Below are 14006 nucleotides of genomic sequence, written 5' to 3' on the forward strand. Positions count from 1 at the left end.
CTCGAAAATTGGGATGAAAAAATGGCGCAAACTTCAGAGATTCTGCTGCTTGCGCCATCTCGGACTGACTGACTCGACGGTCTTACTTGCCGTAGATGTCGAAGTCGAAGTACTTGTCCTGGATTTGCTTGTACTTGCCGTTCTCACGAATGGCAGCGATGGCGGCGTTGATCTTGTCCAGATCGGCCTTGTCACCCTTGCGCACGGCGATCCCTACACCGTCGCCGAAGTATTTGACGTCGGTAAAGGCCGGACCGACGAAGGCGAAGCCCTTGCCAGCGTCGGTTTTCAGGAAGCCGTCATTCAACAGGGTAGCGTCCGCCACGGTGCCGTCGAGGCGACCGGCGGCCACATCCAGGTAGATTTCGTTCTGCGAGCCGTAAGGCTTGATCTGCGCACCCAGGGGAGCCAGCACTTCACGGGCGAAACGCTCGTGGATCGAACCGCGCTGCACGCCGATGTTCTTGCCCTTGAGCTCGGCCAGGCCGTCGCTGATCTGGGTACCGGCCTTCATCACCAGGCGCGCAGGGGTGTTGTAGTACTTGTTGGTGAAGTCCACGGACTTCTTGCGATCGTCGGTGATCGACATGGAGGAGAGGATGGCGTCGATCTTGCGAACTTTCAGTGCAGGGATCAGGCCGTCGAACTCTTGCTCGACCCAAACGCACTTGACCTTCATTTCTTCGCACAGGGCGTTGCCGATGTCGTAGTCGAAACCGACGATGCTGCCGTCCGGCGCCTTGGAGGCAAACGGAGGGTAAGCCGCTTCGATACCAATTTTCAGGGGCTTTTCATCGGCAAAAGTCGGCAGGGAGAGCACGGACAGTGCCAGGGCGCCAAGAAGCACGAGTTTCTTCATCTTAGAACTCCATCGGTAAAGGGCGAAAACGGCAGAGTGAGCGACAGCCCAATATGCGAATGGGTGAAACAGCAAATAGCGGCGCTGCGGCCCGGGTAGCCCGCAGGGGGCACACACACAGGCAACGACGAGCGAGTGACCGGCATTCTAACGACAGGCTGGAAGCCGATATTTCCTCAATGCGACAACAAATTACAGAAGCATCGAGAATGCCTGGCCAGCGCATTGACAGCTCTTCAATTCTATGCAAGAGCAAAAGGCGGGGAACCGATCTATGCTGCAAATTGCGGGCCTATTATTGGCAAAGCCTTCTATTCCGGCAAGCGCAGCGTGATGACTTATTTTTTATAAGGGTATAAAAGGCCCTGGAATGAGGCCCGGCGTTTCCCATGGCCCCGAAAGTGGGCGCCAGGTTACATCTTCGGCTGTAGCGGTAACATTCGGGTACACCGAATGGATAAATCCGATATTTATTTGCCCCCTCTTCGCCGGCAAGCCGGCACCCGCAACAGCCACGCAGAGGGCTCTGCAGCCCATCACCGCCACACAAAAAAGCCCCGCCCGGCGCAAGGGCCGGGCGGGGCTGGGCGACTCGGAAACCGACTCAGGCGACGTTCATGGTCTTGTGGGTATCGATCAGATGTTGCACCACACTCGGGTCAGCCAGGGTCGAGATATCACCCAGACCGTCGTACTCCGCTGTGGCGATCTTGCGCAGAATCCGCCGCATGATCTTCCCGGAACGAGTTTTCGGCAAGCCCGGCGCCCATTGGATGACGTCCGGCGAGGCGATCGGCCCGATTTCCTTGCGCACCCAGTTCTTCAGCTCCAGGCGCAGGGCTTCGCTCGGCTCTTCGCCCCCATTGAGGGTCACATAGACGTAGATGCCCTGCCCCTTGATGTCGTGAGGAACACCCACCACTGCCGCTTCGGCGACCTTCGGGTGCGCAACCATGGCGCTTTCGATTTCGGCGGTGCCCATGCGGTGCCCGGAGACGTTGAGCACGTCGTCCACCCGACCGGTGATCCAGTAGTAGCCATCCTCGTCGCGACGGGCGCCGTCACCGGTGAAGTACATGCCACGGAAAGTCTTGAAGTAGGTGTCGACGAAACGATCGTGGTCGCGGTACAGGGTCCGTGCCTGGCCTGGCCACGAGTCGAGAATCACCAGGTTGCCCTCGGCCGCGCCCTCGATGATGTTGCCCAGGTTATCCACCAGGGCCGGCACCACGCCGAAGAACGGACGCGCTGCGGAACCCGGCTTCAAGGCATGCGCCCCCGGCAGCGGGCTCATGAGGGTGGCGCCGGTTTCGGTCTGCCACCAAGTGTCGACGATCGGGCAACGGGATTGGCCGACGTTCTTGTAGTACCAGTCCCAGGCTTCCGGGTTGATCGGCTCGCCCACCGAGCCCAGCAGGCGCAGGCTGCTGCCATCGGCGCCTTCGCAGGCAGCGGTGCCCGAAGCCATCATGGCGCGGATTGCGGTCGGTGCGGTGTAGAGGATGTTGACCTTGTGCTTGTCGACGATCTTCGCCACCCGAGTGACATCCGGGTAGTTCGGCACGCCCTCGAACAGCACGGTGGTGGCGCCGTTGGCCAGCGGGCCATAGACAATATAGGTGTGGCCGGTGACCCAGCCGACGTCGGCGGTGCACCAGTAGACCTCGCCCGGGCGGTAGTCGAACACCCGCTCATGGGTCAGCGACGCATACAGCAGGTAGCCGCCGGTGGTGTGCTGCACGCCCTTGGGCTTGCCGGTGGAACCGGAGGTATAGAGGATGAACAGCGCTTCTTCGGCGCCCATCTCTTTCGGCGCGCAGACGCTGCCGGCGACCTTCATCAAGTCTTCGTACCAGATGTCGCGGTGCTGGTTCCACTTGATGTTGCCACCGGTGCGCTTGCACACGATGACCTTCTGAATGCTGCTGGTTTCCGGGTTGGTCAGGGCATCGTCGACATTGGCCTTGAGCGGCACTTTCTTGCCGGCGCGGATGCCTTCATCGGCGGTGATCACCACCTTGGAACGGCAGTCGATGATGCGCCCAGCCAAGGCTTCAGGGGAGAAGCCGCCGAACACCACCGAGTGGATCGCGCCAATGCGGGTACAGGCCAGCATGGCCACCACCGCCTCCGGGATCATCGGCATATAGATAGTCACCACGTCGCCGCGGTGCACGTCCTGGCCACGCAGGGCGTTGGCGAACTTGCAGACTTCTTCATGCAGTTCGCGGTAGGTGATGTTGCGGCTTTCAGAAGGATCGTCGCCTTCCCAGATGATCGCGATCTGATCACCGCGCTCGGCGAGATGGCGATCCAGGCAGTTGTAGGAAACGTTCAGGGTGCCGTCGGCGAACCACTTGATATCGACATGGTGATCGTCGAAGGAGGTCTGCTTCACCGTGGTAAAAGGCTTGATCCAGTCGAGACGCTTGGCCTGTTCGCGCCAGAAACCGTCCGGGTTCACGACCGACTGCTGGTACATGGCCTTGTAGGTCGCCTCGTCAGTCAGCGTATTGGCCAAAACCTCGGGACGAACGGGATACAGAGAAGCCGCACTCATCTTTCTTACCTCGGTGACATAGTTGTTTTTGTATGACCCCGTTGTAGCCGGGGGGCGTCTATAGAACCATTCGACGATGGTAGTAACAACCCCCTGCGAAATACCCCTTCATTTGCCAGAGCCCTTCAAGAATGCGCCTTACAGCGATATTCACCCTATCCAAAAAAGTTCCAGCCCGCCGCGAAACAGCCCTTTTTCGGCGATTGTTACAAAAACTGTCAAAGGTGTTTATCAAAAGTACGCCTATATGACTGCGCCCCCCGCGCCTAGAATCTGCCTCGCCCAACAGGCAATCTGATTAACCAAGTTGCAGCCCCCACGAAGGCAGTTAATCAAACTTCTACTCAAGTTCCACACGCAGCCCCATAAAGGCTGCGTGACCTCACACGACCTTAGAAAGGTAAAACGCAAATGAAAGCTTTATTAGTTCTGGCCCTCAGCAGTCTGTGCGTAACCGCGATGGCTGATGAGATCCCGACTGATGTCGCCAACCAGCAAGTACCGGTAGAGGAATACACTTACTCGACTGATCTGGATATCGCCAAAGTTATCTCCATGAGCGAAGTTCCAGAAGTATGCGAAGTTGTACCAGCGCGCATGGAATATGAAGACTCCCACGGCCAGCGGCATATTCTTCAATATCGCGTAATGGGCAACGGTTGCTCTAACGGCTAATAGCAAAGTTCATTGCACATACCTTGATGACTGCCGGCCGCAAGAAATCCCTCTTGCGGCACAGATGCCTGATGACTACCCGCCCATGGGCAGTAAAAGGCCTCAGCCTGACGACGTGCGACCCCGGCAATCGCACGCACTTTTCTTCCTGAGCTTGACGGCCTCCTCATGGCACCGCCCACGATCTTGCGAGCAACTCCACCGATGGCGTCGACGGAGGAAATCCGGCCACCCCCTGAAGACCTGCCCCAGGAGATTTCCCAAGGCAAAATCGAGCAATTCGAGTTGTGTTCAAAACCTGAAAAATGCTTGCAAAAACACAACATCTAGTAAAACTGGCTATTTTTTGGCCATTTGCGGCTGTTTTTTTCAAGCGTGAAAAAAAATCTTCAACCGCCAAAGCCTTGTAAACCCGCACTCTGCCCCAAGTCCCCCCCCTTCTCGGGCTCGCCTGCGCCCATCGGTCGCCCCACACCCCCGAAAATATCCTTATAATGCGTCCTCAAAACGGGCCTGCAACATTCCCTTACCGGATGAAAACGACCTGCTGAATCCTGCGCAGGAGCTGGCACACCAAGCTCCGCCCGACAGCGGTCACCAGGCACCCGGACACGTATTTCTGTTTATTGCCTGCGTTCACTGCTGCAACAAACGATTTCCAATGATTTAACGCGGCCAGCGTGCCGTGTGAAAAACCACCCCTTTTGTTTTCACACGGGCATCTGGCCCTCGAGCAGGAGACGACACGTCATGCTGAGCTGGGACGAATTCGACAAAGAAGAAGGTGAAGTTGCGGTCAAAGGCGCCAACGCCGGCCACGCCACTGAAGCCAACATGGACCGCCTCGACAGCGCCGGCGGCGCCGCCGCCCTCGAAGCCCGTGCCGTGACCGCCAGCGACTCCGCTGCCGTAGCCCGCGCCAAGGCGTCTCTGGATCAACTCGACATCGCCGAAGGCCTGGCCGAGCTGGAAGGCTCTTCTGCCCGTGTCGCGGTTGACGAAAAGCGCATGATCAACTGCCGCGCCGACCTCAACCAGCTGGTGCCATTCAAGTATGACTGGGCCTGGCAGAAGTACCTCGACGGCTGCGCCAACCACTGGATGCCGCAAGAGGTCAACATGACCGCCGACATCGCCCTGTGGAAAAACCCGGAAGGCCTGACCGACGACGAACGCCGCATCGTCATGCGCAACCTGGGCTTCTTCTCCACCGCCGACTCCCTGGTTGCCAACAACCTGGTACTGGCCGTGTACCGCCTGATCACCAACCCGGAATGCCGCCAGTACATCCTGCGCCAGGCGTTCGAAGAGGCGATCCACACCCACGCCTACCAGTACTGCATCGAATCGCTGGCCATGGATGAAGGCGAGATCTTCAACATGTACCACGAGATTCCATCGGTCGCGAAGAAAGCCGCCTGGGGCCTGAAGTACACCCGTTCGATCTCCGATCCGAAGTTCGAAACCGGCACCGTCGACACCGACAAGGAACTGCTGCGCAACCTGATCGCCTACTACTGCGTTCTGGAAGGCATCTTCTTCTACTGCGGCTTCACCCAGATCCTGTCCATGGGCCGTCGCAACAAAATGACCGGTGTCGCCGAGCAGTTCCAGTACATCCTGCGCGACGAATCCATGCACCTGAACTTCGGCATCGACGTGATCAACCAGATCAAGATCGAAAACCCGCACCTGTGGGATGCCGAGATGAAGGAAGAAGCCACCCAGATGATCCTCCAGGGCACCCAACTGGAAATCGAATACGCTCGCGACACCATGCCGCGCGGTGTACTGGGCATGAACGCCGCGATGATGGAGGACTACCTCAAGTTCATCGCCAACCGTCGCCTGTCGCAGATCGGCCTGAAGGAAGAGTACCCAGGTACCACCAACCCGTTCCCATGGATGAGCGAGATCATGGACTTGAAGAAAGAGAAGAACTTCTTCGAGACCCGCGTGATCGAGTATCAGACTGGCGGCGCCTTGAGCTGGGATTGATTCCCGGATCAATGACACAAACAAGAAGCCCTGACCTGGTCAGGGCTTTTTTATTGGCCGCACCAATGTACACAGGGACGGGCTCATCAAAGTACGTGCAGGCTGCATGACCTGCCGCTATAAAGAACCCTCTTTCGCTTAAGGATCAAAGCGCCCATGAAATTCGATACCGCGTACTGCATCAGCCTGGACGACAAGTTGTCGATCTATGACGTGCGGGATCTGAATTTCGATGAAACCCTGGTCTTCGATTCGGCCAGGGAAAGTTTCCAGTGCCCCAACGATGAATGCCGCGCAGCGTTCGATAGCACTAATCAACTGGGCACTTTCAACGCCAAGAACGTCAACTACATCCGCACGCCGCATTTCAAGAACCTGCCCGCCACGCTTCATATAGAGGGATGCCCTTATGGGGTCAGCAAAAGCGCCGGTAGCGTGGAAGGCACCGCGACCGAAGAGGTACGCGAGGAGCATTTCCCCTCGGAGCTGCTCTTAAGCCGCCGTGAATACGTGCGCAAGCCGGCCAGCCCGCAAGCGGCAGTGGATGCCCCACGGGACACTCCGCCAGCCGCTACGGCCAGTTCGCATAAGCCCCATGCCGGGCGCGACACTACCCCGGACAAGACCAGCATCTTCGCCCACCCGGTGGAATGCTTTGTGTCGAACATCGACGACAAGGAACTGCTCAAGCGCATGCCGCTGAAGGTCGGCGAACACACGGCCAGCTACGCCTCGTTCTTCAAGAAGATCGAGTACCTGCTGGACAACAAGGGGCTTATCTACTGGGGCAAGATCAAGGAGATCAAGGACTACACCCAAAGCTTTCGCATCGATTTCGAGCAGAAAGTCTGGTTCAAGGCCGACGGCGAAACCAGGAAGAAGCCCTACTCGGTCAATGTCTACCTGAGCAAGAAGCTGATCGACAGCTACCGCAAGCGCAAAGCCTTCCTCGAGGAGATCAAGGGCGCCGCCGACAGCCAGCGGGAGCTGTACTGTTTCTTCTATGGCGTGACACCGGCACTCAAGCAAGTGCCGAGCAAGAAAGACCCCGAATCGACCTTCGGGGTCTTCAGCGCCAATATCGAGAACCTGGATCACTTCGTGATCCGCGAGGCGCCGGGACTGGAGGCAAAATAACCTCCTTCGGTTTCAACGCTTGGGCAGCTCCAGAGCGACGGCCCCGGGGTGCTTCCTGACCAACGCATACGGCAGCACCGCCCACTCAGGTCCATCACAGGCCCGCGCTACCCGAGGAAAGTAGGCCTTGAGGAACAGTCCCTTGGGAGTGAAGTACCAACTGTTATCGCCCCAGACGCTCTCATCGCTGTAGTTGCAGCCCTCGTCGGGGTCGGTCGGCTCGCGCATCTTGTCGGGGTACAAGGCGCGAAACTGCTGGACCAGCCAGGGTGCCAGTTTTTCCTGGTTGTATTCGTAGAGGCCTGTGCGCTCAGCTTCAGTGAGACGAGTGTCTCCTTTGCCATTGCGGTCGCTGTGCAACAGCGGTTTGCCCTGCCCCACCCAGAGCACATCGGACAGTGACAACGGGTGGCCGCTGTTCACGTCGATATTCATCGGAGAGTCGCCAAAGTCCGGGTGAGCACCGCCGCAGGAATAGCTGGTGGAGATATTCACGCTCAGTACCGCCGGTGAGAAGAACTGTGGTTTTACCGTCTGCATGAATTCGCCCCCCTGGGAGCCGGCTCCCAGCAGGCACTCGTGGTAGGCACTCACCTCACGCCATAGACGCTCCATCAACAACTGATTGAGACGCTGTTGCTGAGCTTCCGGGTAACCACCGACCACCTTGAACATCGACAGCTTCGACCCTGGCTCGCTCCACCATTGCAGGGTGTAACCCATGAAGCTCTGCTGCTTGCCCTGCTTGAGGGCCAGGCCCTGCAGGCGCAAGTATTCGTACAGGTCATTCGGATAAAGCTGCGCCAGATAGGGCAACGTATCCGGCTTGGGTGCCTCAGCCTTGGCCGCGGACAATTGCACATCCAGGGTCTTGCCCTTGGAGTCCTGCCACTGCCCCTGCCAGCCATCGGCAGTTTGCTGCAACTTGAAGATGGGCAGGGCCGCCTGCTCATCGTCAGGGCGGCCTCCTCCTTCCCGCAGCTCCAGCGCCTGCCCGACAAGCGTGCCGTTGAGCGCCAGATCATGGTGATACTTCTGATAGAAATATCGCCCTGTGACGTCCTTGGGATCGCCAGTATTGATTTCCAGCACAATCGGCATCTTGCCCAGAGTGCCGCTGAGGACCTGTCGAGAGGGCGAGGCCTGCAGGCCCTGAAGGTAGATACAAAGCAACAGGGCACCGAGGATCTGGCGCATCAGTCCGTTGAACATGGAAACTCCCTTGCATGAAAAGGCCGCCAGCGTCGTCAGCAGCGCCTGGGCCTGTGGTAAGCGACGAGCAATTATGGACCGGCGCCCCAGGACAATCGAGCAGTCAAGCGTGATGGTTCTATCACTTCAGGCACATGCTCAGCAGCACCAGAAACAACAGACCGATGTAAACCCTCGCATGTACCCGGTCAGGGATCCTGCCGATCCAGGGCGTGGCCAGACGAATACCGAGCAACGAACCCAGGGTGAGGAGAAAAAACGCCAGCAGGTCGACATAACCGACAAACCAGGGGCCCAGATCGAAGCGGCTGTAGCCTGCCAGCGCCATATAGGTCGCAGTACCCGCCAGCGCCACGGGGACACTCAGCGGATTGGCCATGGAGGTAGCCTGGGTCATGCTCAGGCCGCAGCGACGTAGCAGGGGAACGGTCATGACACTGCCACCCACTCCGAGGAAGGTAGCAATGACGCCTATTCCTACACCGCCAAAGAGCGTTTCGCCTGTCCCCAGGTCACGGGTTTTCTGCCCTACCGACTGTTCAAGAAACCCCCGGCGCAGTAGGCAGTCGGCAATGGTCAGGCCCAGGTAGGCAATAAAGGCATAGCGGATCACCTCGCCACTCACCCACATGGCCCCAGCCGCGCCCACTATCGCCCCCAACCCGATATAGCCCCCCAGGGGCCACAGATAGCGACGGACAAGATTGCCTGCGCGCTGGTGCCTGCCGGTGGCAACCAGGGCGTTGACGATCATCACACAGGTCGAAGTGGCTACCGCGACATGCATCGCCGCCTGCCCCACCGCCGAATCGGCGCCCTGGCTGGCGAGCAGCATCCAGTACAGCAGCGGCACCACCACAAACCCGCCACCAAAGCCGAACAGCACGGCGCTGATGCCCGTCATGCAACCAAAAAGTGCCAACAGTAGATAGAACATCAAGGCGTTTCCATTCAGATAGACGCCCTGGAAGATAGAGCCCCCGCACTTGGCCGGCTTCAGTAAGTTGGCCAATAATATTTGCGTTTACGCCAAATACGGACGGTATCGGCATGCGCAATATCTCCATCGACCAACTGGATCAGACCCCGCGTCCCGTGCTCGCCATCGGTACGGACTACCCGGACGGGCAACGCCTGCCACGCCATCGGCATCGGCGGGCGCAACTGCTGTATGGCGCCACCGGAGTGATGCAGGTCAGTACCGATCAGGGCAACTGGGTGGTGCCACCACAGCGGGCGGTGTGGATTCCACCGAGGGTGGAACATGAGGTGCTGATGCTTGGGGTCAGCACTCGCAGCCTGTATATCGAGCCGTCCGCGGCGCCGCTGGACAGCAGCGGCTGCCGGGTCATCGGCATCTCGCCACTGCTGCGCCAGCTACTGCTTGAAGCAGTGGACATGCCCCTGGAATACGACCTGGACGGACGCGACGGGCTGCTGATCAACCTGCTGCTGCACGAAATCCAGCGTTGTCCCGGCCTGCCGCTGCACATTCCGTTGCCGGCCGGCGGCCCACTGCTGGAGCTGTGCCGGGCTTTTCTCGCCCGGCCCGATGTCCATCAATCCCCCCTGCATTGGGCAGACCGACTGCATGTCAGCCTGCGTACCTTCAATCGCTGGTTTCGCCAGGAGACCGATATGAGCTTCGTGCAATGGCGGCAACGGGCCTGCGTGATCCAGGCCCTGGCCCGGCTGGCGGCCGCGGAGCCGGTAACCCGAATCGCCCTGGACCTGGGCTATGACAGCCCTGGCGCGTTCTCCACCATGTTCCGCCGGGTGCTGGGGCAATCCCCCAGCACCTACCTGAATCAAGAGCATCCAGCCCCTGGAAAAACCTTGTGACCAAAGGCTGGCGCAGTGGCAGAAATTGAGTTTGATCCGGACGCAAAACAACTGTACAAATATCCAGTACAAAGCCAACGCACTGCCTAACCTCCCGGAGAAAACCATGGCCTCTCTCGCGATGAAAATCACCCTGGAACGTATCGCTCTCTATCAATTCACCCCGCAACACTGTGCCCAGGCCCGGGACATGCTGGGCTGGGACATGGATCAACTGTCCCGCGAGTCCGCGGTCTCGGTGCAAGCCATCCAGCGCTTCGAAGCAGGCTACGAGGTCCGTGACGTGACCCGCCTGGCCCTGGCGTTCTGCCTCGAGGCCCAGGGCCTGGTGTTCTTCCCGGGTTTCACCCCGGGCCGCGGCATGAACATCAAAGGAGCCACTCCCAACCCGATGGAGCGGCCCGACTACGCCCTGATCGAATGATCCAGCCCCTGAGCAGGTGCTCGCACAAGGCCGGCACTGACAGAGGGGCCGAGCCCGGACGAACCGGCGGGCAGGCCAGGGTTTTGATCCGGGTCTCATGGCGCCGCAAACTGCGGATGTCATGGTCACCCTCCTCATGACCCGCCGCCCGGGCAAAGAAGGCCTGGGTCAGGCGGATTCGACGCCCGCCTGCTCCAGTGCACCTTCCACCTCCAGCCACCAGGCGGCTCCCCGCTGCGGTTGCGCCAGGTTGAAGGCCTCGCCCATCTGCGGCGTGGTGATGTTGGTGCTGCGCTCCCAGGCCAGGGCCAGGATGCGGTCGAAGGGTTCGTGCCAAGCGTGCATCGCCAGGTCGAAGGTGCCGTTGTGGATCGGTAGCAGCCAACGACCTTGCAGGTCGATGTGGGCCTGCAGAGTCTGCTCGGGCTGCATGTGCACATGGGGCCATTCGACGTTGTAGGCCCCGGTTTCCATCAGTGTCAGGTCGAAGGGGCCGTACTGCTGGCCGATGCGCTTGAAACCGTCGAAATAGCCGGTATCGCCACTGAAGAAGATCCGCGTAGGGCCATCGATCATCACCCAGGAGGCCCACAAGGTCCGGTTGCCATCGAACAGACCACGCCCGGAAAAGTGCTGCGATGGGGTGGCAACGAAACGCACGCCAGCGACCTCAAAGCCCTGCCACCAATCCAGTTGCCGGACCTTGGCCGCCGGCACGCCCCACTTGATCAAGGTATCGCCCACGCCCAGCGGAGTGAGGAAATTCCGGGTCTTGTCCGCCAGGACCAGCACGGTCTTGTGATCAAGGTGATCGTAATGATCATGAGACAGGATCACCGCCTCGATATCGGGCAATTGCTCCAGGCTGATGGGCGGCTGGTGAAAGCGCTTCGGCCCGGCCCATTGCACGGGTGACGCGCGCTCGGCAAACACCGGATCGGTGATCCAGAACTTGCCGCGCATCTTCAGCAGCACGGTGGAATGCCCCAGGCGGTAGACGCTGTGATCGGGCGCCGCCAGCAACTGCACGCGGGTCAGCGGCTGCACCGGAATGGCTCCGGCCGGGCGGGTATTGCGCGGCTTGTGGAACAACATGTTCCAGAAGATCTGCAGGGTCTTGCCGAAGCCGGCACGGCGCACCGGCGCATGGTTGCGAAAAGCCCCCTGCTCCTGGCGCGAGGTTTCCTGGCGGGGAGCACGGGTGACGCTGGACGAGACAGTGGCCATGATTGAAATGACTCCATGGAACGCAGCAAGGTTGCGACGTGGTGTTGCGGGACGATCTACTGGCCAAGGCACACAAGCATCAGCCGCCAATCATCGTTTCGAAGACGAACTACACTACACAGTGTAGTTTCTACATTGCAACAGGAAACAGACGAAGTAGACTGCCGAGTGTTTTTACCGACCACCCTGACCGAACCCGACTTATGACAGCCCCGAAGCGCCTCACCGACCTCAAACGCAGTGCCATCGTCCAGGCGGCGATCAGTGAATTCCGCACCAGCGGTTTCGAGATCACCAGCATGGACAAGATTGCCGCTACGGCTGGGGTGTCCAAGCGCACGGTGTACAACCACTTCCCCAGCAAAGAGGAACTGTTCGCCGAGATCCTGCACCAGCTCTGGGCCAGCATCAGCGCGCAATCGGAAATCACCTATCGCAGCGACCTGCCCCTGCGCGAGCAATTGGAAAAGCTCCTGCGGGCCAAGCTGCAGCTGCTGGCGGACGACAACTTTCTCGATCTGGCCCGGGTGGCCATCGCCGCGGCCATTCACTCGCCGGAACGGGCGCAGAACATGGTGGCGCGGCTTGGCGAACGGGAAGAAGGCCTGACCCTGTGGATTCGCGGCGCCCTGGCCGACGGTCGCCTCAAGCCGGTAGACCCGGAATTCGCCGCGACCCAGATGCACGGCCTGCTCAAGAGCTTCGCCTTCTGGCCACAGATCACCATGGGCCAGGCGCCACTGGCAACAGGCATGCAAAACCAGGTCGTCGAGTCGGCGCTGGACATGTTCCTGGGCCAATACCAGGCCTGAATTCCCGAGGCATCTGTGCCCGCCGAACCGCAGCCGGCGGTCGCCACCACTGTGAAATGGCTTCGAAGGACACTGATTATTCTCACTGGAATAAATGACAATATTCACCAGACTGATCCGATAAACGGCTAAACCGAAAAAACACCACAAGGTGTTTCAGTACAGAACCTGGTGCAGGAATTTATGGAAAACCAACGCGGCAAGGGGTTGTCATTTGCCCGGCGCATCTATCGGCCAAGGATCATCGGCCTGGGTATCGGCGGTATCAGTGTATTCGCCACCCTCTACCCCCTTGCACTGCCCGGTTGGATCTGGGCCCTGCTTTTGTTCCACGGCCTGCTCTGGCCTCACCTGGCCTATCAACTCTCCACCCGTTCTGCCTTTCCCTACCAGGCAGAACGTCGCAACCTGCAGTACGACTCGATGCTGGGCGGTTTCTGGGCTGCCACCATGCAGTTCAATCCCCTGCCCGCCGTCACCATCCTGTCGATGATGGCCATGAACAATGTGGCCGCAGGCGGTTTGCGTCTGTTCATCCGTGGCGCTCTGGCCCAGGGCGCCGGGGTCCTGTTGTCCTGGTCGCTGTTCGGCGCCGGCTTCAATACCCGGATCAGCCCGCTGCAAATCTATGCCTGCCTGCCGATGCTCACGCTCTATCCGCTGGCCGTGGGCATGGTCTGCTACCGGCTGGCGATCAAGCTGTCCGAGCACAAACGCGCCCTGAGCGCCCTGAGCCGCACCGACAGCCTCACCGGTCTGCTCAACCACGGCTCCTGGAAAGACCTGCTGCATATCAAGTTCCACAAATGCCAGCAGCAACAGATCGATGCCAGCATCGCCCTGATCGACATCGACCACTTCAAGGCGATCAATGACACTTACGGACACATCATCGGCGATACGGTGCTGCGCCATCTGAGCAACGAACTGCGGCGCAACCTGCGTCACGACGATCTTGCCGGTCGCTACGGCGGTGACGAGTTCTGCGTGATCCTGCCGCGCATGGACCGCCAGCAGGCACTGGAGGTCATGGAACGCCTGCGCCAGGTCTTCAGCCAGTACCGGCATCCGCAAGTGGCCGAGCTGAAAGTCAGCCTGAGCATCGGCCTGGCCGCCTTCGACCGCGAATTCCAGGACCCTTCAAGTTGGCTCAACGCCGCCGACAAGGCCCTGTACCTGGCGAAAAACAGTGGCCGCAATCGGATTGCCAGCAATGATGACGAGGCTCATTCCCGGCAAACACAAATGGCATAAAAACCC

The 14006-nt window shown here is 59.6% G+C and carries 13 protein-coding genes; 8 read left to right on the plus strand and 5 right to left on the minus strand.

Translation table 11 applies throughout. The features are described from left to right. Positions 1–82: 82 nt before the first annotated feature. Positions 83–859, minus strand: coding sequence for an ABC transporter substrate-binding protein (locus KCG88_RS09060; protein ID WP_011062777.1), 777 nt, complete (start codon positions 857–859; stop codon positions 83–85). A gap of 135 nt (positions 860–994) precedes the next feature. On the opposite strand from KCG88_RS09060, the gene KCG88_RS09065 reads away from it, so the two are divergent. Further along, on the plus strand, positions 995–1210 hold the full coding sequence (locus tag KCG88_RS09065) for a hypothetical protein (RefSeq protein WP_144417778.1): 216 nt from the start codon (positions 995–997) through the stop codon (positions 1208–1210). 253 nt (positions 1211–1463) lie between these two features. Here KCG88_RS09065 and acs read toward each other — a convergent pair whose 3' ends face one another. Continuing rightward, positions 1464–3419 (minus strand): acetate--CoA ligase, encoded by a 1956-nt coding sequence (gene acs / locus KCG88_RS09070; protein WP_047288562.1) that lies wholly within the window; start codon positions 3417–3419, stop codon positions 1464–1466. Positions 3420–3830: 411 nt separating this feature from the next. Here acs and KCG88_RS09075 point away from each other — a divergent pair, with 411 nt between their 5' ends. The 3 genes from KCG88_RS09075 (at position 3831) to KCG88_RS09085 (ending at position 7229) form a co-directional block, all read left to right on the plus strand. Next, positions 3831–4094, plus strand: coding sequence for a DUF2790 domain-containing protein (locus tag KCG88_RS09075; RefSeq protein ID WP_011062779.1), 264 nt, complete (start codon positions 3831–3833; stop codon positions 4092–4094). A 750-nt stretch (positions 4095–4844) separates the two neighbouring features. Then, positions 4845–6092, plus strand: coding sequence for a ribonucleotide-diphosphate reductase subunit beta (locus tag KCG88_RS09080; protein ID WP_011062780.1), 1248 nt, complete (start codon positions 4845–4847; stop codon positions 6090–6092). A gap of 156 nt (positions 6093–6248) precedes the next feature. Beyond that, positions 6249–7229 (plus strand): hypothetical protein, encoded by a 981-nt coding sequence (locus tag KCG88_RS09085; RefSeq protein WP_210712255.1) that lies wholly within the window; start codon positions 6249–6251, stop codon positions 7227–7229. 12 nt (positions 7230–7241) lie between these two features. On the opposite strand, the gene KCG88_RS09090 is transcribed toward KCG88_RS09085, so the two are convergent. Together KCG88_RS09090 and KCG88_RS09095 are read right to left on the minus strand one after the other, a co-directional pair. After that, a complete protein-coding gene (locus tag KCG88_RS09090; RefSeq protein ID WP_047288566.1) occupies positions 7242–8441 on the minus strand; it encodes a hypothetical protein in 1200 nt (399 codons plus the stop codon). Between the two features lie 121 nt (positions 8442–8562). After that, positions 8563–9378 carry a sulfite exporter TauE/SafE family protein gene (locus KCG88_RS09095; protein ID WP_047288569.1) on the minus strand — a complete coding sequence of 272 codons (816 nt, stop codon included), beginning with the start codon at positions 9376–9378 and terminating at the stop codon, positions 8563–8565. Positions 9379–9491: 113 nt separating this feature from the next. On the opposite strand from KCG88_RS09095, the gene KCG88_RS09100 reads away from it, so the two are divergent. Beyond that, a complete protein-coding gene (locus KCG88_RS09100; protein WP_210712256.1) occupies positions 9492–10283 on the plus strand; it encodes a helix-turn-helix transcriptional regulator in 792 nt (263 codons plus the stop codon). 106 nt (positions 10284–10389) lie between these two features. Then, positions 10390–10707, plus strand: coding sequence for an XRE family transcriptional regulator (locus KCG88_RS09105; RefSeq protein WP_026020019.1), 318 nt, complete (start codon positions 10390–10392; stop codon positions 10705–10707). Positions 10708–10875: 168 nt separating this feature from the next. Here KCG88_RS09105 and KCG88_RS09110 read toward each other — a convergent pair whose 3' ends face one another. Further along, a complete protein-coding gene (locus KCG88_RS09110) occupies positions 10876–11934 on the minus strand; it encodes an MBL fold metallo-hydrolase (RefSeq protein WP_210712257.1) in 1059 nt (352 codons plus the stop codon). Between the two features lie 203 nt (positions 11935–12137). Here KCG88_RS09110 and KCG88_RS09115 point away from each other — a divergent pair, with 203 nt between their 5' ends. Together KCG88_RS09115 and KCG88_RS09120 are read left to right on the plus strand one after the other, a co-directional pair. Next, positions 12138–12746, plus strand: a complete 609-nt coding sequence (locus tag KCG88_RS09115; RefSeq protein ID WP_047288576.1) for a TetR/AcrR family transcriptional regulator — start codon at positions 12138–12140, stop codon at positions 12744–12746. Positions 12747–12929: 183 nt separating this feature from the next. Further along, positions 12930–14000, plus strand: a complete 1071-nt coding sequence (locus tag KCG88_RS09120; RefSeq protein WP_210712258.1) for a diguanylate cyclase — start codon at positions 12930–12932, stop codon at positions 13998–14000. Positions 14001–14006: the final 6 nt, after the last annotated feature.

It is taken from the genome of Pseudomonas sp. MWU349, assembly GCF_017947325.1.
Taxonomy (GTDB): Bacteria; Pseudomonadota; Gammaproteobacteria; order Pseudomonadales; family Pseudomonadaceae; genus Aquipseudomonas; species Aquipseudomonas protegens.

Bases quoted from the DNA above. Each gene is read 5' to 3' on its own strand.
- KCG88_RS09075 (WP_011062779.1), top strand. From the start codon at position 3,831: ATGAAAGCTTTATTAGTTCTGGCCCTCAGCAGTCTGTGCGTAACCGCG.
- KCG88_RS09110 (WP_210712257.1), bottom strand. From the start codon at position 11,934: ATGGCCACTGTCTCGTCCAGCGTCACCCGTGCTCCCCGCCAGGAAACC.
- acs (WP_047288562.1), bottom strand. From the start codon at position 3,419: ATGAGTGCGGCTTCTCTGTATCCCGTTCGTCCCGAGGTTTTGGCCAAT.
- KCG88_RS09080 (WP_011062780.1), top strand. From the start codon at position 4,845: ATGCTGAGCTGGGACGAATTCGACAAAGAAGAAGGTGAAGTTGCGGTC.
- KCG88_RS09060 (WP_011062777.1), bottom strand. From the start codon at position 859: ATGAAGAAACTCGTGCTTCTTGGCGCCCTGGCACTGTCCGTGCTCTCC.
- KCG88_RS09085 (WP_210712255.1), top strand. From the start codon at position 6,249: ATGAAATTCGATACCGCGTACTGCATCAGCCTGGACGACAAGTTGTCG.
- KCG88_RS09090 (WP_047288566.1), bottom strand. From the start codon at position 8,441: ATGTTCAACGGACTGATGCGCCAGATCCTCGGTGCCCTGTTGCTTTGT.
- KCG88_RS09105 (WP_026020019.1), top strand. From the start codon at position 10,390: ATGGCCTCTCTCGCGATGAAAATCACCCTGGAACGTATCGCTCTCTAT.
- KCG88_RS09115 (WP_047288576.1), top strand. From the start codon at position 12,138: ATGACAGCCCCGAAGCGCCTCACCGACCTCAAACGCAGTGCCATCGTC.
- KCG88_RS09120 (WP_210712258.1), top strand. From the start codon at position 12,930: ATGGAAAACCAACGCGGCAAGGGGTTGTCATTTGCCCGGCGCATCTAT.
- KCG88_RS09095 (WP_047288569.1), bottom strand. From the start codon at position 9,378: ATGTTCTATCTACTGTTGGCACTTTTTGGTTGCATGACGGGCATCAGC.
- KCG88_RS09100 (WP_210712256.1), top strand. From the start codon at position 9,492: ATGCGCAATATCTCCATCGACCAACTGGATCAGACCCCGCGTCCCGTG.